Origin of the sequence: Mycobacterium sp. D16R24, from assembly GCF_002013385.1 — a bacterium.
Classification (GTDB): Bacteria; Actinomycetota; Actinomycetes; order Mycobacteriales; family Mycobacteriaceae; genus Mycobacterium.
Genome location: NZ_MAEV01000014.1, coordinates 88,601 through 110,739 on the forward strand (window position 1 = coordinate 88,601; position 22,139 = coordinate 110,739).

At 65.4% G+C, this 22,139-nt stretch carries 10 protein-coding genes and 1 pseudogene; 7 read left to right on the forward strand and 4 right to left on the reverse strand.

What is annotated here, in order from left to right; genetic code table 11:
• Window positions 1–17 precede the first annotated feature (17 nt).
• The 3 genes from B4383_RS13020 to B4383_RS26675 all read left to right on the forward strand — a co-directional run bounded on the left by B4383_RS13020 (window position 18) and on the right by B4383_RS26675 (window position 5,516).
• Window positions 18–1,898: a galactan 5-O-arabinofuranosyltransferase gene (locus B4383_RS13020; RefSeq protein ID WP_286143811.1), complete on the forward strand. Its 1,881-nt coding sequence runs from the start codon at window positions 18–20 to the stop codon at window positions 1,896–1,898.
• 48 nt (window positions 1,899–1,946) lie between these two features.
• Window positions 1,947–5,174, forward strand: a complete 3,228-nt coding sequence (locus tag B4383_RS13025; RefSeq protein ID WP_078290720.1) for an arabinosyltransferase domain-containing protein — start codon at window positions 1,947–1,949, stop codon at window positions 5,172–5,174.
• A 174-nt stretch (window positions 5,175–5,348) separates the two neighbouring features.
• Window positions 5,349–5,516 carry a hypothetical protein gene (locus tag B4383_RS26675; RefSeq protein WP_176126409.1) on the forward strand — a complete coding sequence of 56 codons (168 nt, stop codon included), beginning with the start codon at window positions 5,349–5,351 and terminating at the stop codon, window positions 5,514–5,516.
• A gap of 7 nt (window positions 5,517–5,523) precedes the next feature.
• On the opposite strand, the gene B4383_RS13030 is transcribed toward B4383_RS26675, so the two are convergent.
• Window positions 5,524–6,690 carry an ATP-binding protein gene (locus tag B4383_RS13030; RefSeq protein WP_078290721.1) on the reverse strand — a complete coding sequence of 389 codons (1,167 nt, stop codon included), beginning with the start codon at window positions 6,688–6,690 and terminating at the stop codon, window positions 5,524–5,526.
• 191 nt (window positions 6,691–6,881) lie between these two features.
• Here B4383_RS13030 and B4383_RS13035 point away from each other — a divergent pair, with 191 nt between their 5' ends.
• On the forward strand, window positions 6,882–10,166 hold the full coding sequence (locus B4383_RS13035; RefSeq protein ID WP_078290828.1) for an arabinosyltransferase domain-containing protein: 3,285 nt from the start codon (window positions 6,882–6,884) through the stop codon (window positions 10,164–10,166).
• Window positions 10,163–13,378 carry an arabinosyltransferase domain-containing protein gene (locus B4383_RS13040; protein WP_078290722.1) on the forward strand — a complete coding sequence of 1,072 codons (3,216 nt, stop codon included), beginning with the start codon at window positions 10,163–10,165 and terminating at the stop codon, window positions 13,376–13,378. The genes B4383_RS13035 and B4383_RS13040 overlap by 4 nt, the downstream gene beginning before the upstream one ends.
• Window positions 13,379–13,387: 9 nt before the next feature.
• On the opposite strand, the pseudogene B4383_RS13045 reads toward B4383_RS13040, so the two are convergent.
• A pseudogene (locus B4383_RS13045) lies at window positions 13,388–13,631 on the reverse strand (hypothetical protein).
• A gap of 96 nt (window positions 13,632–13,727) precedes the next feature.
• Here B4383_RS13045 and B4383_RS13050 point away from each other — a divergent pair.
• Window positions 13,728–14,702, forward strand: coding sequence for a cation diffusion facilitator family transporter (locus B4383_RS13050; RefSeq protein ID WP_078290723.1), 975 nt, complete (start codon window positions 13,728–13,730; stop codon window positions 14,700–14,702).
• 39 nt (window positions 14,703–14,741) lie between these two features.
• Window positions 14,742–15,155, forward strand: coding sequence for a hypothetical protein (locus tag B4383_RS13055; RefSeq protein ID WP_078290724.1), 414 nt, complete (start codon window positions 14,742–14,744; stop codon window positions 15,153–15,155).
• Window positions 15,156–15,216: 61 nt separating this feature from the next.
• On the opposite strand, the gene B4383_RS13060 is transcribed toward B4383_RS13055, so the two are convergent.
• Together B4383_RS13060 and pks13 are read right to left on the reverse strand one after the other, a co-directional pair.
• Window positions 15,217–16,767: an acyl-CoA carboxylase subunit beta gene (locus B4383_RS13060; protein ID WP_078290725.1), complete on the reverse strand. Its 1,551-nt coding sequence runs from the start codon at window positions 16,765–16,767 to the stop codon at window positions 15,217–15,219.
• A 2-nt stretch (window positions 16,768–16,769) separates the two neighbouring features.
• Window positions 16,770–22,112 (reverse strand): polyketide synthase Pks13, encoded by a 5,343-nt coding sequence (gene pks13, locus B4383_RS13065; protein WP_078290726.1) that lies wholly within the window; start codon window positions 22,110–22,112, stop codon window positions 16,770–16,772.
• Window positions 22,113–22,139 lie beyond the last annotated feature (27 nt).

The window sequence follows — 22,139 nt, forward strand, 5'->3', positions numbered from 1 at the left end:
TCGAGATGACAGCCCCGATGACCGTGACGGCACGCCAGCATGTGCTGGACACCGCCAAAGACCTGACGCTCGCAGTGGTCACGGCCGCAGCTGTCAGCGCCGTCGCGCTCATCGCGATCGCGCGGGTGGAGTGGCCGGCCTTCGGATCGTCCAACCAGCTGCACGCCCTGACCACGGTCGGACAGTTCGGCGCCATCGCCGGGTTGGTACTGGCCGGGGTGCTGTGGCGCAGGGGGCGCCGCACCATCGCGGAAATGCTGTCACTGCTCTTCTTGTCGACGTTCACCGTGGTGACTCTGGGGATGCCCCTGGGCGCCACCAAGCTGTATCTATTCGGGGTCTCGGTGGACCAGCAGTTCCGCACCGAGTACGTCACGCGATTCACCGACTCGCCCGCGCTGCACGATATGACCTATCCGGACATGCCACCGTTCTATCCGGCCGGCTGGTTCTGGATCGGCGGGCGCCTCGCGGCGCTCACCGGAACCGCCGGCTGGGAGATGTACAAGCCGTGGGCCATTACCTCCCTGGCGATCGCGGTATGTGCGGCATTTGTCTTGTGGAACAAGATGATCCGCTTCGAATACGCGCTCATCGTGACCACCGCCACCACCGCCGTCACACTGGCATACACGGCCGCCGAGCCGTACGGTGCCATCATCACAGTGCTGCTGGCACCCGCACTTGTGCTCGGCTACAGCGGATTACGGGCCATCGGGCGCACCGGCTGGGCCGCGGTGGTGGGTTTCGGCGTCTTCCTCGGTTTCGCGGCGCTTTTCTACACACTGCTCACCGCGTATGGCGCACTGGCCATCACCGTCGCCGCCAAGGTGGTGGCGATCAGCCGCATCCGGCGTGACGGCTGGTGGCCCGCCGTCAAGGAACCCCTGCTCCGCTGGCTCACCATCACCGCCATCGCCATCGCACTCGCGCTCGTCTTCTGGGGACCGTACTTGGTTGCCACGCTGAGCCGTTCACTGGAGAAGGCGGCGTCGGCGCAGCACTACCTGCCCAACGACGGTGCCCAACTGTCCTTCCCGATGCTGCAGCCCACCATGCTCGGCGGGCTGTGCCTGCTCGGAACGATCTGGCTTGTGGTGCGGGCCCGGAGCTCGGCGCGCGCCGGCGCGCTGGCGATCGGCGTGGTCTCCGTTTATCTGTGGTCGCTGCTGTCCATGCTCGCCACGCTCGCCAAGACCACCCTGCTCTCGTTCCGGCTCGTACCCACCCTCACCGTGTTGCTCGTCGCCGCGGGTGTCTTCGCCTTCATCGAGGTGGCCGTCTGGGCAGCGCAGCGCAGCAAGACCGCGACGATCGTGGCCACCGTGATCGGCCTGGCCGGCGCACTGGCATTCAGCCAGGACATCCCCAACGTGCTCCGCAACGACATCGTCATCGCATACGCCGATACCGACGGCACCGGCCAGCGCGCCGACCGCCGGCCACCCGGCCCGGAGAGTCACTACGGCGCCATCGACAAGGCCATCACCGAGATCACGGGTAAGCCGCGTGATGAGACCGTGGTGCTCACCGCCGACTACAGCTTCCTGGCGTTCTACCCCTACTACGGCTTCCAGGGACTCACCCCGCACTACGCGAACCCCCTGGCGCAGTTCGACAAGCGTGCGGCCGCGATCACGAGCTGGGAAGACTTGCACACCGCCGACGACATGATCCGGGCGCTCGACGCGCTCCCCTGGCGGGCCCCCACCGTGCTTCTCATGCGCCAGTCCGGTGACAACTACTCCCTGCGGCTCGCCAAGGATGTCTACCCCAACCAGCCGAATGTGAAGCGCTACACCGTCACGCTGAACAAGCAGTTGTTCGCTGATCCGCGGTTCACCGTGCGAACCATTGGGCCCTTCGTCTTGGTCGTGCGGGTCCCACCGCGCACTTAGCGCTCTTCGCGCAAGCCGCTCATCGCACGCCAACTAACATCTTCCTCCGTGACGGTTCAGGGCAACGCGACGGAGAAGGTCGCCGGCAACGGCGACGGCGACTACCGCAGGGCCCGGCTGATCGCGATCATCACCGGCTTCCTGGGTGCGCTGCTGGCCATCGCCACTCCACTGCTGCCCGTCCAGCAGGACACCGCGACGCTGAACTGGCCCCAAAACGGCACCCTCGCGAGCGTCGACGCGCCCCTCATCGGATACGTGCCCACCGACCTCACCATCACGGTGCCCTGCGCGGCAGCCAGGGGCCTCGACGGCCACAACAGCGTGCTGCTGTCCACCGTGCCTAAACAGGCGCCCAACGCGGTAGACCGCGGCATGCTGATCCAGCGCATCGGCGGCGACCTCGTGGTGATCGTGCGCAACGTACCGGTCGTCTCCGCCCCCCTCTCCGAGGTCACCGGCCCCAACTGTCAGCGGCTCGAAGTCACGGGGCATGCGGACAAGGTGACCGGGAAGTTCGTCGGCCTCACCCAGGGGCCCAAGGATGCCAAGCCCGGCCAACCGCGCGCCGGGGAACGCGGCGGGTACGACTTCCGGCCGCAGATCGTCGGCGTCTTCACCGACCTGTCCGGACCCGCCCCCGAGGGCCTGAATCTCTCGGCCACCATCGACACCCGCTACAGCAGCTCGCCCACCGTCATCAAGTTCATCGCGATGATCCTCGGTGTCCTGCTGACCGGCCTCTCGCTGATCGCCCTGCACACTCTCGACGCCGCCGACGGACGCAGACATAAGCGCTTCATGCCCGCGGGCTGGTGGAAGCCACGGCCGCTCGACGCTCTGGTCGGCGCGGTGCTGGTGTGGTGGCATTTCGTCGGCGCCAACACCTCTGATGACGGCTACATCCTCACCATGGCTCGCGTCGCGGAGCGCTCGGGCTACATGGCCAACTACTACCGCTGGTTCGGCACGCCCGAATCGCCGTTCGGCTGGTACTACGACCTGCTGACCATCTGGGCCCACGTCAGCACCGCCAGCGTCTGGATGCGGCTGCCCACGCTGGTCATGGGTGTGCTGTGTTGGGCAGTCATCAGCCGCGAGGTGATCCCGCGACTGGGCCACGCCGCGCGCACCAATCCGGTGGTGCCGTGGACGGCGGCCGCGATGTTCCTGGCCTTCTGGTTGCCGTTCAACAACGGCCTGCGTCCCGAACCGATCATCGCGGTGGGCATCCTGTTGACGTGGTGCTCGGTCGAGCGGTCCATCGCCACCAACAGGCTGCTTCCGGCGGCGGCCGCGTGCATCATCGGCGCGCTGACCTTGTTCTCCGGACCGACGGGTATTGCCTCCGTCGGCGCGCTGCTGGTCGCGATCGGGCCACTGCGCACCATCGTGAGCAAGCGTGCCAAGCGATTCGGCTACGCCGCGCTCCTGGCACCGATTCTGGCGGCCGGGCTGGTCACGCTGGTTGTCATCTTCCGAGATCAAACCCTCGTCGGGGAGATCCAGGCCAACGCGCTCAAGTCGGCCGTCGGACCGTCGTTGAACTGGTTCGACGAGCATGTCCGGTACGAACGGTTGTTCCTGCCCACGACCGACGGCGCCATCTCCCGCCGTTTCCCGGTGCTGGCTCTCGTCACCGCGCTCGGCGTGGCCGTGGCAATGACCTTGCGCAAGAACAAGATTCCCGGCACTGCGAGTGGCCCCAGCCGCCGGATCATCGGCATCACCCTGATCTCGTTCGTCGCGATCATGTTCACCCCCACCAAGTGGACCCACCACTTCGGGGTGTTCGCCGGCCTGGCCGGATCACTGGGCGCGCTGGCCGCGGTGGCGGTGACCGCGGCGGCGATGCGCTCCCCGCGCAACCGCACGCTGTACGCCGCGATCGTGCTGTTCGTCCTCTCACTCTCGTTCTCCAGCGTGAATGGATGGTGGTACGTCTCCAACTTCGGCGTGCCGTGGTCAAATTCCTTCCCGCAATGGCATTTCGGCATCAGCACTGTGTTCTTCGGACTGTGCGTGCTCGCGATTTTGATAGCGGCGTGGATGCACTTCACCGGCCGAGACCATCCCGGCCGCACCCCGGTGCATCCGGTGCTGGCACGTGTGGCCGAATCTCCCCTGGCCGTCGGCACCTGGATCGTCGTGATCTGGTCGGTGTTCTCGCTGACCGCCGGAATGGTCAACCAGTACCCCGCGTGGTCGGTCGGACGTTCCAACCTCGACGCACTGCGTGGGCACGGCTGCGGGCTGGCCAACGACGTCCTGGTCGAGGAGAGCCCGAACACCGGGATGCTGCAGCCCATCGATGCCCCGGTCGGGCAGGCGCTGGCCGCCGATACCAATATCTTGTTCAATCCCAACGGGATTCCGTCGGATGTGTCCGCCGATGAGGAGAACAACCCGCAGAGCTCCGACAGCTTCGTGGAGCGCGACAAGAACGGTAGCGCCGCCGGGAGCCAGGAAGGCACCGAAGGGGGCACCACGGTTGCTCCCGGCGTCAACGGATCGCTGGCCCGGCTGCCCTTCGACCTCAAGCCCGAGACCACGCCGGTCATGGGCAGCTACCAGATCGGCAACCAGCGTCCCGCTCGGCTGCAGTCGGCGTGGTACCGCCTGCCACCCAAGGACACCACCAAGCCGCTGATCGTGCTCGCCGCGGCGGGCCGCTTCGATCCGGTCGAGCTGCAGGTGCAGTTCGCCCGGGAAGATGGAAAGGTCATGGGCGCCATCTCGTTCGCCGACCTCGGGCCGGCTCCGGCATGGCGAAACCTGCGGATGTCTCGCGACGCCATCCCGACAGAGGCCACCCGGATCCGGCTCCTTGCCATCGATGACGACTTGGCACCGCAGCACTGGATAGCGGTCACCCCGCCCCGGGTTCCGTCGCTGCGCACGCTGCAGGAAGTGGTGGGCTCCGATCCGGTGTTCCTGGACTGGCTTGTGGGGCTTGCCTTCCCCTGCCAGCGGCCGTTCGACCACAAGAACGGGGTCATCGAGATCCCGAAGTGGCGCATTCTTCCCGACCGCTTTGGCGCGGAAGCCAACTCGCCGGTAATGGACTACCTCGGCGGCGGCCCGCTGGGCATCACCGAACTGCTGTTGAAGGCGACACCGGTGCCCACCTATCTACAGAACGACTGGTTCCGCGACTGGGGTGCGTTGCAACGGTTTGCGCCGTACTACAAGAACGCCACCGTGGCACAGCTGCAGCTCGGAACCGCCGTGCACAGCGGACTCTGGACGCCCGGTCCGCTGCGTAAGAGCCGCTAGCACCCGGTATCCAACGTTTGGCTGATTTTCGATAGAAACTGGCAACTTATCGGAAGCCAGTAGCAGGTCCGCCGACTTCAATGGGGTTGTCTCCACAGAGATCCCAGAGGGGCGGAAGCAGATTGGACCCTGGCCCGCCCCTCTGGACTACCAACCCAGAGGAAGGTTCCTGCGATGTTACGGCAGTTCGTCATGGCCGCATGTTTAACGGCGTCCCTGGTCACGGCCACTCCGGCCGCGGCCAAACCCGATAACGAGCCCTGCCCCTATCACCCGGTCAAGATCGATCCCAAGTGCGAGCGCTCCGGGGCAGTCCGGGAGAAGTCGCCGCACAACGACTAGGACGGCGTCAGTCCTCTTGGGCGCGAACAAATTCCGCGAGTCCGGGAATGGCGAACTCCAGAATCCCATGGCCCGCGACGCCGATGAGACCTTTATCGATGAGGCCGGCGCGGGCGGCGCTGATCGCCCGCGAATCCCGGCCCATGACGGCGGCGATATCGGACCGGCTCGCCCACCGATCATCGGTCAGCGAGCGCGCCATCGCTGACATGAACTGCCGCTGTACCGGGGTGGCGTTGTTCCAGCGCGCGCGAAAGAGCGAGTCCATCTCCTCGGCGACCTGACGGGCGGCGTGCTCGACATCGGACATCCTGATCCGACCCCCGGGATCCGGATACCCGGCACGCACCCACGCGGCGTCGGCGTAGAGCTGCAGGGTGTGCGGATACCCGCTCGTCTGCGCGATCACGGCATCCAGCGCGTCCTGGGCCCACTCGACCCCGACCGCGCCTGCCGGCTTGACGAGTGCCACCCGGGACGCGTCGCGACCGAGACGACGCAGCGTGCGATAGGCGAATCGCTCACTGAATGTGGCGGCGGCACTAATGATCTCCGGTGTTTGCGGCAGACCGGCCGCGAACACTCCGGCGGGCAGGGTATCGGCCTCGGCCTGCAGGTCCTGCCACGTCACGGCCAAGGTACGCAGCCCCGCCCGGTCCGCGTCCTGGACCTCGTCGATCAGCAGCACCAGGCCGCGGTGCCCCTCGTCGCGCGCCGCCGTGGCGGTCTCGATGATCAATTCCTTGAATGATGCCTCTGACACGGCGGCTTGGGTGCCCTGCGACGGCTTGACGGTCGCTCCCACCTGAGCCACGCCCGGCACGCCCGCGGTGATACTCACCTGATCGACGGCGCGCAGCAGACGGCCGCGTGACTTCTTCTTCCACGCCGTAACACGGACGCGGATCGCGGTCCCTATCGCCGCCGCGAGCGGCTCGTCTCCCCCCGCGGTGACCCACACCGTCACCACGCCACGGGCCTCCGCATCGCGCTGCACCTCACGCAATAGTGAGGTCTTTCCGACCCCGCGTGGGCCGGTGTCGACACGGATACGCCCGATCAGCCGGCCAAGCTCGGCCATGTACATCAGCCGCTCACCGATCTCGGCAAGCTGTTCTGTGCGGCCGACCACCTCGCGTGCCACCCGACCAGGCGTGTAGGGGCTCGGCTGCATGGATGTCCTACCTGATACGTATTGATACTGCGGGGCGTTGTATCAACAAGTATCAGACAGGGCCGACATCATTGATACTTATTGATACTTCTAACAAGGTATCTACTGGTATCCAGGTTAGAGGTCTCAATCCGGCCAACCGAGCGCGCTGCATTGAGGTGCCCGAAGCTTCGTCACATACCATCGCCCTCGTGCCTTCGCCGCTTCTAAAGTCCGCGACAGCAGGTACAGCCCAGCGGGCACGTCTGATTTCATTGGCTGCGGCCACCATCGGTGTGCTGTTGTGCGTGCTTGTTCCCCTGCTGCCGGTCCGCCAGTCCACCGTCGACATCAGCTGGCCCCAGGGAGTCACAGCCGACGGGAACATCACCAGCATCACGGCACCGTTGGTATCGGGCGCACCGCTGTCCTTCGACGCCCACATCCCGTGCACTGCTATCGCGAGCTTGCCCGCCAGCGGCGGCGTTGTACTGTCCACCAGTCCCGACGGCGGATTCGAGGCAAGCCGGCACGCGTTGTTCGTCCGCGCCACCTCCGATCTGGTGGTCGTCGCCTTCCGCGATAACGTCGCGACGGTCGCCCCGCGCAAGTCGGTGGAATCCGGCGGCTGCACCACGTTGGACATCTGGGCCAATGCCGGCGGCGTCGGCGCCAACTTCGCCGGGCTTCCCAACGCACACGGGACCCTGGCCATCGAGAACAAGCCCCAGGTGACCGGACTATTCACCGACCTCAAGGTGCCCGCCGCCGGTGGGCCGACTGCCCATGTGGTGGTCGATACCCGGTTCATCACCAGCCCAACCACATTGAAGCTGGCGGCCATGGTGCTGGGCCTCGCCGCAGTGGCGATCGCCATCGGCGCACTGGCGGTACTGGACCGCGGCGGACGTAAGCGCGGACGGCCCTCCTTCCGCCTGCCAACTCGCGCGACGCTGCTGACCAATGGTGTCGCCGACATCGGAGTCGTTGGCACACTTCTTCTTTGGCATGTCATCGGTGCCATCACCTCCGACGACGGCAATGTCCTGGTCGAGGCACGGGTAGCCCATCAGGCTGGATACGTCACCGAGTACTACCGCTACTTTGGTGCCACCGCCTCACCATTCGATTGGTACGCAACCCTTTTAAGCTGGATCACGCAGGTGAGCACGGTCGGCGTCTGGATGCGGGTGCCGGCCACCCTGGCGGGCGTCGGCACCTGGTACATCCTGCGCAAGAGGATGCTGCCCCGACTCGGCGAGCAGCTCGCCACGAGCCGCACCGCGGTGTGGACGGCCGCACTGGTCTTTCTGGCCGCCTGGCTGCCCTTCAACAACGGCCTGCGACCCGAGCCGATCATCGTGTTCGGCACCGTGGTCACCTGGATCCTGGTGGAGCGCTCCATTGCGACCCGGCGCCTGTCCCCCGCCGCGCTGGCGATCGTCGCCGCGCTGCTCACCGCCACCGTCGCCCCCCAAGGGCTGATCGCGCTGGGACCACTACTCGCCGGTGGGCGCGCCATCGCCCGCGTCGTCTCCGTGCGGCGTCTGCGGTACGGGCGGTTCACCCCTGCCGCGGTCTTAGCGGCCTCAGTCGCCGGAGTGTTCGCTTTCACCTTCCGGGACCAGACCCTGGCCACCGTCGCCGAATCCGCCCGCATCAAGTACGTGGTGGGCCCGACGATCGCCTGGTACCAGGAGTTTCTGCGCTACTACTTCCTGACGGTCGAATCCAATGTCGACGGCTCGCTGACGCGCCGCATCGCGGTGTTCATCCTGCTGCTCTGTCTCTTCGGCACCCTCGCGGTGCTGCTGCGCCGCGGAGTACTGCCGGGCCTGGCCAGCGGGCCGGTATGGCGGCTTATCGGCAGCACCGCGATCGGACTGCTGCTGCTCACCTTCACCCCCACCAAGTGGGCCATCCAGTTCGGCGTCTTCGCCGGACTTGCCGGTGCACTCGGTGCGGTCGCCGCATTCACATTCGCACGCGTTGGGCTGCATTCGCGACGCAACCTGGCGCTGTACGTGACCGCGCTGCTGTTCATCCTGGCGTGGGCGACCTCGGGCATCAACGGCTGGTTCTACGTGGGCAACTACGGCGTGCCGTGGTTCGACAAGCAACCGGTCATCGCGGGACAACCGGTCACCACCATGTTCCTGGCGCTCTCGATCATCACCGCGCTGCTGGCCGGTTGGCTGCACTTCCGTTTGGACTACGCCGGGCACACCGAGGTCGAGAACACCCGCCGTAACCGGCTCCTCGCCTCCACCCCGCTGCTGATCGTGGCGGCCATCATGGTGATTCTCGAGGTCTCCTCGATGGCCAAGGGGGTCTACGCACGTAGCGACACCTACACCACCGGTAAGGCCAATCTGTTGGCCCTGAGCGGCAACTCTTGCGCGATGGCCAACGATGTCCTCGTCGAGCCTGACGCCAATGAGGGCCTGCTGCAACCTGCTCCGGGGCAGCCGGCAGGTAAGTACGGGCCTCTTGGTGGTACCGATCCTGTCGGCTTCATCCCCGATGGCGTGGAGACCGGCATGACCTCATTGCCCGTCATCGGCAAGCCAGGCCTGGTCAACTCCGATGCCTCACCCAACGCGCCGATCATGGAGGTAAGCGATGCGGCCGGAACCACCGGTGGTATTGGCCCCACCGGAATCAATGGCTCCGGCGCGCTGCTGCCGTTCGGACTGGACCCGGCCCGCACGCCGGTGATGGGCAGCTACGGAGAGAATTCGATTGCGGCACACCTCAAGTCGTCGTGGTACGAGCTTCCCCCGCCCAGCCCGGATCGACCACTGGTAGTGATGTCGGCAGCAGGAGCGATCTGGTCGCACCAGCAGGATGGCACCTTCAATCCCGAGATCAACTATGGCCAACAGCTGAAGTTGGAATGGGGCACTCGCGGCAGCGACGGGGCAGTGAAGGCACTTCGTCAGGACGAGCCGATTGACATTGGCCCACAACGAGTCTGGCGCAACCTGAGGTTCCCCACCAAGACCGCTCCGCCGGGAGCCAACGTGGTGCGGATCGTCGCCGATGACCCAAACCTGTCCAGTGACCAGTGGCTGGCGTTCACCCCGCCCCGGGTCCCCCCACTCAAGACCGCACAGGATCTGTTGGGCTCCAACACCCCGGTGCTGCTGGACATGGCTGTGGCGCAAAACTTCCCGTGCCAGCGGCCGTTCAGTGAACGCCTAGGAGTGGCCGAGCTGCCCAAGTTCCGGGTCATGCCCGAGCACAAGCAGGTCGCCACCTCGTCGAACATGTGGATGTCTGCCGAGGACGGCGGCCCCTTCATGTTCACCACCGCCCTGCTGCGGACCTCCTCGGTTCCCACCTATCTGCGTAACGACTGGTTCCGCGACTGGGGCTCAATCGAGAAGTACGAGCCCGTCATCGCTCCGAATCTGGCACCCAACGCACAACTCACCGAGGGCACCGTCGTGGTGAACGGCTGGACCCGCAAAGGACCGATTCGAGCCCTGCCATGACACAGAATTCCGTGACAGACACCTCCCCTGAGGCCCGCAAGCTGAACATCGCACGATGGACGGCAACCGTTTTCGGTCTACTCGGGTTCGTGTTGAGCGTCTCTATCCCGCTCCTGCCGGTCAAGGTATCCACCGCGACCCTCGACTGGCCGCAGCAGGGTCAACTCACCAACGTCACCGCGCCGCTGATCACCCAGACACCGATGGACATGACGGTGATCGTGCCGTGCACGGTGATCAACGCGGTACCCGCAGCGGGTGCGGTGATCCTGGGCACCGCACCGCCCGAGGGCAAAGAGGCGGCGCTTCAGGGCCTGTTCGTCAGGGCCACCAAGGAGCGCGTCGACATCACCGACCGGAACGTGGTCATCGCCAGCGTTCCGCGCGCCAAGGTGGCCTCTTCCGACTGCCGACAGATCGTCATCACCTCGTCGGACAAGGGCACCTTCGCGACGTTCGAAGGTCTTCGCGGTGATGGGGCCGAGAAATCCGGCAAAGACCTCACCAGCGGCTTCCCCGATCCCAACCTGCGGCCCCAGATTGTCGGGGTCTTCACCCAGCTCAGCGGTCCGGCACCGGCAGGACTGAGCCTGACCGCCCATATTGATACCCGGTTCTCGTCCAGCCCAACACTTCTCAAACTCGCCGCAATGGTGGGTGCGGTGATATCCACCATCATCGCGCTGCTGGCACTGTGGCGGATCGACCAGACAGACGGCCATCGCATGCAACGGGTCATCCCCACTCGTTGGCGCCGTTTCGATTTCACCGACACCGTCATCATGAGCAGCCTGGTGCTCTGGTACGTGATCGGCGCGGGATCCTCGGACGACGGCTATCAGATGGGCATGGCGCGCACCGCCGAGCACGCCGGGTACATGGCCAACTACTTCCGCTGGTTCGGCAGCCCCGAGGACCCCTTCGGCTGGTACTACAACCTGCTGGCCATCATGACCAAGGTCAGCGATATCAGCCTGTGGATCCGGCTGCCCGACCTGGTTGCCTCGCTGGTCTGCTGGCTGCTGATCAGCCGGGAAGTGTTGCCCCGCTTGGGGCCCGCCGTCGCCCGCAGCAAGCCTGCCGCATGGGCGGCCGGCTTCGTGCTGCTGGCATCGTGGTTCCCGTTCAACAACGGCCTGCGCCCCGAGGGCCAGATCGCCGTCGGATCGCTGATCACCTGGGTGCTCATTGAGCGCGCCATCACCTCCCGCCGGTTGACCCCGGCCGCGCTGGCGATCATCACCGCCGCCTTCACCCTCGGAATCCAGCCGACGGGTCTAATCGCCGTCGCCGCACTACTTGCCGGCGGTCGGCCCATTCTGCGGATCATCGTGACCAAGCACCGTCAGGTGGGCACCTGGCCGTTGGTGGCCCCCATGCTGGCTGCCGGAACGGTCATCTTGCCTGTGGTGTTCTCCGATCAAACCCTGGCAACGGTCATCGAGGCCACTCGGATTCGCACGGCTATCGGACCGTCACAGGCGTGGTACACCGACAATCTGCGGTACTACTACATGTTCCTGCCGACAGTCGACGGCTCGGTATCGCGGCGCTTCGGATTCCTACTGATCGCCGCATGCCTCTTCATTGCCATGTTTATCCTGTTGCGCCGCAATCGAGTTCCCGGTGTGGCGCGCGGGCCGGCCTGGCGCGTGCTGGGCGTCGTTTTCGGCACCATCTTCTTCCTGATGTTCGCACCGACGAAGTGGGTGCACCACTTCGGACTCTTCGCCGCCCTGGGTGCTGCCGTGGCCGCGCTGGCCACGGTGCTGGTATCACCACAGGTGCTGCGCTGGAGCCGCAACCGGATGGCGGTCGTGGCGACGGTGCTCTTCGTGCTGGCGCTGAGCTGGGCCAGTGCTGCCGGATGGTGGTACGTCTCAAGTTTCGGCGTTCCGTTCAACAGCAGCATGCCCAAGATCGCCGGAATCAGTGTCAGCACAATATTCTTCGCGCTCTTCGCACTTGCGGTGGCCTACGCCGCATGGTTGCACTTCTCGCCAAGACACGAAGACAACCGCGTGACGAGGTCCATCACGTCTGCCCCGGTGGCCTGGGCCGCCGGGTTCATGGTGCTGACGTCCATCTGCCAGCTGGCGATCGGCGTCGTGCGGCAGTATCCGACGTATTCCAACGGCTGGGCCAACATCCGCGAGCTTGCGGGCGGATGCGGGTTGGCCGATGACATTCTCGTCGAGTCCGACGCGAACGCCGGTTTCTTATCGGCCATCGGTACATCTACCGGTCCGCTCGGCCCGCTCGGTGGCGCCGACCCCTCCGGCTTCAGCGCCGATGGGGTGCCCGACAAGATCGTCGCCGAATCCATCCGGATGAGCGACTCGCGGCCGGGAACCGACTACGACTGGGACTCCAAGGACCGCACCAAGACTCCGGGCATCAACGGCTCCGCCGTGCGTCTGCCCTACGAGTTGGATCCGGCTCGGGTGCCGATCGTGGGCTCCTACCGCGTTGGCCCGCAGCAGCAGGCCAAGGTGACATCCGACTGGTATCAGCTGCCGGCCCGCGATACCAGTCATCCGCTGGTCGTGGTCACCGCTGCCGGAACCATCGCCGCCAAGAACGTCAAGGGCGAAATGTCCGGTCAGACACTGCAGTTGGAGTACGGCACGGCCGCCCCGAACGGCACGTTCACACCGGCCGGACGCCTGACACCCTACGATCTGGGGCCCGCACCCTCGTGGCGCAATCTGCGCTTCGCCCGCTCGGATATTCCCGACACCGCGACCGCCGTCCGCATCGTGGCGATCGACGGATCACTGACTCCGGGCGATTGGCTGGCCTTCGCCCCGCCGCGGGCGCCGGAGCTGAAGTCGTTGCAGGAGTATGTGGGCCGCGACAAGCCGGTGCTGCTGGACTGGACCGTGGGTCTCGTCTTCCCTTGCCAGCAGCCGATGCTGCACCAGTACGGAATCACCGAGGTCCCCGAGTTCCGCATCACTCCGGACTACGACCAGAAACGAAAGGACACCGACACCTGGCAGGACGGCGAGAATGGCGGCCTACTCGGTATCACCGATCTGCTCCTGCGGGCGCACGTGATGCCGACCTACCTCTCGAGAGACTGGGGCAGGGACTGGGGTTCACTGCGCAAGTTCGACACCATCGTCGACGCCCAGCCCGCACAGATCGAGTACGGCTCCGCGGCGCACAGCGGACTATGGAAGCCGAACAAGATACGTATCAAGCCGTAGCGCTACGTATCAATGGTGGCCGCGGCGGCGATAGCCGTGCCCACCACCGCCGCCGAACAGCCCGCCCATGATGCCGCGGTAATCCTGTGGGGGGCAGATACGGCTGCGATGCGGGCGCCTGGTCGATATGCGCCGACGGGCCGAAGCGCGCGGCGCCGTCCACGAACTGCTGCAGGCTGTCCTGCTCCAGCAGCACGGCCGCACATCCCGTGCATTGAAATGTGCGCACACCAAACCACTTCGTCGACAGCATCTGCGACTCACACTTAGGACACGTCAGGGGCTGAACGCTTGTCATGATGCATGCTAGCATGCATATGTTTGCATGCATTATGACAAAGGAGTGGGCATGGCTACGGACGCACACGAGCACGGATCCGGACACTCGCACAGCCACGGCGTGAGTGCGAACGCCGACCGCAAATGGCTGACCATCGCGCTGGTGCTGATCGGCGGGTTCATGGCCGTCGAAGTGGTCATCGGCTTCATCGCCCAGTCCCTGGCCCTGATCTCCGACGCCGGACACATGCTGACCGATGCGGCCTCGATCGTGCTGGCGCTCATCGCTATTCGCCTCGCCTTGCGCCCTGCCCGCGGCAGCTACACGTACGGGCTCAAGCGTGCCGAGATCCTGTCGGCACAGGCCAATGGCGTCACACTTTTCCTGCTCGCGGCCTTCTTCATCTACGAGGGCATCCGCCGCCTGATCACTCCCCCGGAGGTGTCGGGGCTCCTCGTGTTTGTCACCGCGCTCGCGGGAATCGCCGTCAACGTGGCCGCCACCTGGTGCATCAGTAAGGCCAACCGATCCAGCCTGAACGTCGAGGGGGCCTTCCAGCACATCCTCAACGACCTGTACGCCTTCATCGCCACCGCCGTCGCCGGTGCCGTGGTCTGGCTGACCGGCTTCACTCGAGCCGATGCCATCGCCGCGCTCGTCGTCGCCGCGTTGATGCTCAAAGCCGGCTGGGGCCTGGTACGCGAATCGGGCCGCATCTTCCTGGAAGCCGCGCCGGCCAATCTGGATCCCGATGCCATCGGAGCCCAGCTCGCATCGTTGCCCTCCGTCGCCGAGGTGCACGACCTTCACATCTGGCAGATCACCTCCGGTCAGCCCGCGTTGTCGGCGCACATTTTGGTGGCCCCGGATGCGGACTGTCACGGAATACGGCGCAAGATCGAGGGGTTACTCCATACGCAGTACGACCTCGACCACACGACGTTGCAGGTCGACCACGAGGACACCGGGGCATCAAGTCATTGCCTCGACCCTCACGGACAGCCGTACCGCGCCGAGGAAAGCACCTTGCCGAGTACGGGCTAGGTATCTACTATCGCTTGTAGTAGACCGAGGGAGGTTGCGATGACAGAGCTCACCACTCGCGCCGACAGGTTCCTGCGCGCGGCCACCATCGCCTTCGTCGTGGGCTGGGGACTGGACGTCATCGATCACCTACGGCGCGGAGTGACCGCGGCACCGGTAACGCTGACCTATCTCTCCGCCACCCACGCCGTTCTCATCGCGATTGCCGTGACGATGATCCTGCGCCACCGCAAGCACGCGCCGGAAGCCACCGTGATTGTCGGCACGGCCAGCGTTTTGGGGCTCGGATACGTGCACCTCATGCCGACCTACTGGCCGGCAGTGCAGGACAGCTTCATTTCCGGCCCACGCGTCGACGTCACCTGGTTCTCCTGGGTAACGGTGCTGATCTCGATCGGTGCCGCCATGGTCTGGGCCCACGCGGGCAGCCGCGCCCTCGTTCTGCGCGACTGACTCTTTCCGCACGAAGGCCCCCGACACGCGGTGCGTGCGGGGGCCTTCGTGCGCTGAATCGTTAGATCGGGGTGAGGCCGTGCTTACGCTGGACTCGGCTGATCTGCTTGTCCTGCAATAGCTTCAGCGACTGGCGTAAGAGCAGCCGGGTCTGATGCGGCTCGATCACGCCATCGATGTAGCCGCGTTCGGCGGCGATCCACGGAGTGGCTAAGTTGGCGTTGTAGCCCTCGATGAAGTCGGCGCGAATCTTCTGCACCTCGGGCGCGGTCGGGTCGGGGAATCGCTTGACCAGCAGCTGCGCCGCACCCTCGGCACCGATCACCGCGATCCGTGCGGTCGGCCAGGCGAAGTTCAGGTCGGCCGAGAGCTGCTTGGAGCCCATGACCGCATACCCACCGCCGTATGCCTTGCGGGTAATGATCGTCACCTTGGGTACATCGGCCTCCACCACGGCGTTGAAGAACCTACCGCCGCGCTTGATGACGCCGTTGGTCTCCTCTTCCACACCCGGCATGGCTCCCGGGGTGTCGACGACGAATACCAGGGGAAGATTGAACGAGTCACAGAACCGGATGAAACCGGCCGCCTTGTCGGAGGCCTCATTGCCCACCGCGCCAGACATGTGCATCGGCTGGTTGGCGATGACGCCGACCGGGCTTCCGTCGACGCGGGCGAACGCGGTGATCATGGATGGGCTGCGCTGGTCAGCGATCTCGAAGACGTCACCGTCGTCGAAGATCCGCAACAGGACCTCGTGCATGTCGTAGCCCTGGTTATCGGCATCCGGGATGATCGTGTCGAGGTACAGATCGTCCTCGGTGATCTCGGGCTCCAGGCCCGGGTTGATGACCGGCGGATAGTCAAAGGTGTTGGAGGGCAAGAAACTCAAGTAATCGCGAACGTACTGGTACGCGGCCGCCTCGTCCTCGACCACCTTGTGGATGTTGCCACGCTGGGCCTGTACATCCGCGCCGCCGAGTTCGTCGAACGTGACATCCTCGCCGGTGACGTCCTTGATGACGTCGGGTCCGGTGATGAACATGTAGCCCTGATCGCGCACCGCGACCACCAGGTCGGTCTGGATCGGTGAGTACACCGCACCGCCGGCACACTTTCCGAAGATCAACGAGATCTCCGGGACCATGCCGCGCAGCATCTCGTGGCGACGCCCCAGCTCGGCGTACCAGGCCAACGACGTGGCGGTGTCTTGAATGCGGGCACCCGCGGAGTCGTTGATGCCGATCACCGGGCAGCCGTTGGTGGCCGCCCACTCCATGAGCTTGGCGACCTTGCGGCCGAACATCTCGCCGACGCTCCCCTGGTACACCGTCTGGTCGTGGGAGAACACCGCCACCGGACGATCGTCGATGCGGCCCAGCCCCGTCACCACACCATCGGTGTAGGGCGCATTCGGATCACCAGGAGTACGCCCAAACGCGCCGAGCTCCAGGAAGCTGCCCTTGTCGAGCAGGGCGTGGATGCGGGCGCGCGCACTCGGGATGCCCTTGGCATCACGCTTGGCGATGGCCTTGGCGTCACCCGGCTCTTGCGTGCGGGCAATCCGCTCACGCAGGTCGGCGACCTTCTCCGCGGTTGTATGTGGTGGCACGTCTAGCCTTCCTGGTTCTTCGCATTGATGGAACGCAATGCCTGACTCATATGAGCACCGACCTTAGCGATGAACGGTTCGTCGATGATCTGAATGTGCTCCCCACCGACCGGAACCACCTCGAGATCAGAGACGAACTCGCCCCAGCCACCGTCGGGCTGGCGAGTCGCGTACGCGGGCTCGAACGTAATGGCGTCGTCGTGGTACCGGTCCGCCATGTACAGCGTCATATGGCCGTCGAACGGCACCGGCGTCGACGTGTCGATGGCCCGCTGGTCCAGGTAGGACGTGCGCTGGTGCTCGATGATCCCACCGGGGATCTCCACGCCGGCCGCCTTGACAGCCTCCAGCACGAACCTGACCTGGCCCTCGTCGTCGAGCTCCTCCAGCTGCTCATACGGGATGGCCGGGATCTGCACGTTGAAGGTCTTCTGCGCAAAGGCCGCATACCGGTCCCAGCGCTTGCGGGTCTCCTCCGTGGTCGTCAGGATCGGCGTCCCGGGGCGCACCCCGTCGATATTGCCGACCCAGGCCACCTCGGCGCCGGCCTCCTTGAGGCCCACCGCGCAGGCGTACGCCAACACCGCACCGAGTGACCACCCGGCGAGAATGAACGGACCCTTGTGCAGCTCGAGAAGCTTCGGCACGTATTGGGTTGCCCGCTCCTCGATGGTGCCCTCGACGCGCTCGAAACCGAACATCGGCGTGTCCTCGGGCAGGCGCTTCAACAGCGGCTCGTAGACGACCGTCGACCCGCCCGCCGGATGAAACACGAAGACCGGGACCGTCGTCGAACCCTCCTGCCTGGGCCGCAGGGTCCGCACGAAGCCGTCGATCTTGCCGGCTTCCAATCGGCTGCGGACAACCTCACCGAGTGCCTCGATGGTCGGCGCGAGCTTGACCTCCTCGGCGCCGATCTCACCATCGGCACGCTGCGAAAGGCGTTCTGCGAGTTTCTCGGCCGTCGCGTCGTCGATCTTGGGCAGCGCGTTGAAGATGCTGCCCGGCGACTCGCCGGTGACGATGGCCCACGTCGCGAAGGCGACACGTTCGGCCGCATCACGCGGTGGCACATCGGCATTCAGCGCCTCGGCGATGGCCTCCTGGTTCATCACGGCGGCAGCCTTGGCCAGCTCAGAGGTCTCCGCAGAGAGGGCCGGTTCCGCCGCGGGTGCACTCTCGGCGACGGGCTCCGGCTCCGCGGCCTGCGGGGCGGCTTCCAGCGCCTTCTCGAGATCGGCCTTGGACAGCATGCCGCCGGTCGGCGCGGCCTCCTTGAATTCATCGGTCTGCTGGTAGTCGTGCAGCTCGTGCACGGCGTCGGGGTTCTCCAGCGCGTAGACAACCAGCCGCTCGACATCGAGCAGGTTGGCATCGCGCACGGCCTGCAGCTGGATGGGCGGCAGGTCGAAGTCGAACTCGACGCGGTTCTTGATGCGCACAGCCATCAATGAATCCAGACCCAGCTCGATCAACGGCACCTCGCGCGGCACGTCCTCGGGCTCGTAGCCCATGGCCAACGACACGATCGCGGCCAGCCGCTCGATAACCGGCTCGCCGGACTCCTTGCTCCACTTCTTGAAGTCGGCACCCGCACCCGCCCCGGAGAGCAGGTTGTCGTGAATCTCTTCGGGCACCTCGTCCTCCGCGACCGCGACCGCCTGGGCCGGGGCCAAGGCCGTCGCCGAACCGTTGGTGACGACACCCGCAGCGGTCGCGAACGGCAGTGCGCCGCCCTGACCCGCACGGGACACCACCGCGTCGTAGACGAGGGTGAATGATTCACCGATGCGGGCGTGCACCTGCACGGTGGCCCCACCGGGATGGCGAGACAGCGTGGTCACCAGCGTAGAACCCTCGCCCGGGATTGCCCGCTGCTCAGATGCGGTGAGTTGAGCATCCGGAAGCACCGTTACCGCAGCGGCTTTCACCAGCTCGGGGAGAAGAGCGGAAATACCGCTCACGTCAGATGTCGCCGGCGTTGCGGCTCCCAGGCTCCATTCCCACACATGCTTGCCATCGGGCAGCGATACGTGTGTACCGGGGATCCGGGTCGCGCCATCAACACTGAAATGCGCGGGGAGCCAATGTTTCTTGCGCTTGAACTCGGTCGGAGGAATCGGCGCGTAATCCGCCGACCTGGTTGCCGCACCGAACAGCGTCCGCGGATCCAGGCTATGGCCATACACATAGAGCTGCGCCATCGTCTTGACCATGGACTCGACCTCGTCCTCTTTACGGGCGAGCGTCGCGATCAGCTGTGCGTCAGGCAGTCCCGATGACATGGTGGTGAGCCCAACCTGCATGAGCGCCACAGGATTCGGTGCCAGCTCCAGGAAGGTGGTGTATCCGGCATCCACGGCGTTACGGGTGCCATGGGTGAAGTAGACCGAATGCCGCATTCCCTTCTTCCAGTAGTCGACATCGTGCACGGGGTCACCGCCGGGGCGAATGAATGTGCCCTCGTTCACCGTCGAGAAGATCCCGATCTTCGGGGTCATCGGCTCGATCCCCTGCAGTTCGGCGGCGAACTCGCCGAGCAGCGGGTCCATCTGCGACGTATGGCCGGCACCCTTGGTCTGGAGCTTGCGGGCGAACTTGCCCTCGGCCTCGCAGCGCGCCACGATCGCGTCGACCTGCGCCGGTGGACCACCGATGACGGTCTGTGAGGGGGCGGCGTACACGCACACCTCGAGGTCGGGGAAGTCGGCGAACACCGTCCGGAGCTCGTCGGCCGAGTACTCCACCAACGCCATCAGCCGGATGTAGTCACCGAACAGCATCGCCTCGCCCTCACCCATCAGGTGGGCACGCGAGCAGATGACGCGGGTGGCGTCAGCCAGCGACAGCCCCCCCGCGAAATAGGCCGACGCGGGCTCGCCCAGCGACTGCCCGATCACCGCGGTGGGCTTGGCGCCATGGGCCTTGAGCACCTCGCCCAGACCGATTTGGATCGCAAAGATGGCAATGTTGCTGGTCTCGATGCCGTACTCGTGCGAGTCGTCGAGGATCAACTCGAGAACGGAGTAACCCCGCTCGTCCTGCACGTACGCGTCGACCTTGTCGATCCACTCCGCGAAGATCGGATCGCGCAGGTACAGGCTCTTACCCATCTTGCGATGCTGCGCACCGAAACCGGCCATCACCCACACCGGACCGCTGGTGACGGGACCATCCACGGAGTAGACGTACGGCTTCTGCTTGCCTTCGGCGACGGCGCGCAGGCCCTTGATGGCCTCATCGAAATCGTGGGCCAACACCACGGCGCGCGAGCGCCCATGATTGCGCCGGGACAGCGATCGCCCGATGGACTCCAGCGAATAGGACTGGCCCTCTTCGGATTCCATCCAGTCCGCCAGCGCGGCCGCGGCGGCCTTCTTGCGAGAGGACAGGAAGCCCGAGATAAAGAGCGGAACAACGGGAGTCACCGGCTCTTCGGCAGAAAGCTCGGCCAACGCCTCCTCTTTGAGGCGCTTGGCCTCATCGGTCAGTCCGGGTAGCTCCTGCGGCCCATCGGAGTACCCGCCGATGAACTCGCCGTACTCATTAAACCGGGACTCAACGGATTCGACCTTTCCTTCTTCAGTATCCGCCTCTGCCACAACATGTTTGCCGTCGACGTCGGAATCTTCGTCCACGTCGGATTCTGACGGCTCACTGGGTTCCACCAGGTCGATCGGCAGCACCTCACGCACCACGATGTGGGCGTTGGCGCCACCGAAACCGAAGCCGGAAACACCGGCGATGGCGTGCCCGCTGTAGCGCGGCCAGTCGGAGACCTGGTCGACGACCTTCAAGTGAATTGCGTCGAAGTCGATGTATGGGTTAGGGCCGGTGTAGTTGATCGACGGCGGAACCTTGTTGTTCTGCAGGGCCAGCACGATCTTCGACAGGCTCGCGGCACCGGCCGCGGATTCCAGGTGCCCGAAGTTCGACTTGGCCGAGCCCAGCAGTGCCGGCTTGTCGGCGTCGCGGCCACGGCCCACTACCCGGCCCAGGCCGTCGGCCTCGATCGGATCGCCGAGAATAGTGCCGGTGCCGTGCGCCTCGATGACGTCGACGGTGCGCGGATCGATACCGGCGTCCTTGTAGGCCTTGCGCAACACCTCGGCCTGGGCGTCGGGGTTTGGCGCGAGCAGACCATTGGACCGGCCATCGTGATTCACCGCGGACCCGGCGATGATCGCCATGATCGGGTCACCGTCGCGTCGCGCATCGGAGAGGCGCTTGAGCACCAGCATGCCGCCACCCTCGGAACGGCTGTAGCCGTTGGCATCCTGCGAGAACGACTTGATGCGGCCGTCCGGGGCCAGCACGCCGCCGACCTCGTCGAAACCGACCGTCACGAGCGGTGTGATGAGTGCGTTCACGCCACCGGCCAACACGACGTCGGCCTCACCGGACCGCAGGGCCTTCACGCCCTGATGTACCGCGACCAACGAGGAAGAACATGCGGTGTCGACGGCGACACTGGGGCCGCGAAAGTCAAAGAAGTACGAAACCCGGTTGGCGATAATCGAACTCGCGTTTCCGGTGATGGCGTACGGGTGCATAACGGTGGGGTCGGCCACCGACAGGTAACCGTAGTCGTTGTTGGAGCTGCCGATGTAGACACCGACGCTGTCTCCCTTGAGGCTCGATGCCGGGATGCGCGCGTTCTCCAGCGCCTCCCAGGTGAGTTCGAGGGCCATCCGCTGCTGCGGATCGATATTGTCGGCCTCCATCTTGGAGAGCGTGAAGAACTCGGCGTCGAACCCCTTGATGTCCTTGAGGTATCCGCCACGGGTGGCGGCTTGCGCAACGCGTTCGGCGATTCGCGGTTCACTGGTGAACTCTTCCCAGCGCCCCTCGGGCAGGTCGGTGATCGCGTCGCGGCCCTCCAACAGCGCCTCCCACAGCTCCGCCGGGGTATTGACGTCACCGGGCAGGCGGGTGGCAAGACCGATCACCGCAATATCGAATTCGCCTGTGGCAGCCTTGGGATCGCGTGACCAGTCCTCATCACCGGCGTCCGGCAACTCCGGCTCGCCCTCGATGATGCGGGTGGCCAGTGACTCGATGGTGGGGTGCTGGAAGGCCACGGTGGCCGTCAGCGTCACCCCGGTGAGGTCTTCGATATCGGCCGCCATGGCCACCGCGTCGCGCGAGGACAGACCCATCTCCACCATAGGTGCCGACTCGTCAATGCGATCGGGGCTCACCCCGGTGGCCTTGGCGATCCAGTTGCGCAGCCACTCGCGCATCTCGGCGACAGTCAGCTCGGCGCCGCCCGTGGATGTCGCAGCTTCTGGAGCCTCGGGCTCGGTTTCGATCTCTGGTATCGAATCCTGTTGCGTATCAGTCATGTTCGAGCCCTCTCCGGGGTATCGCGT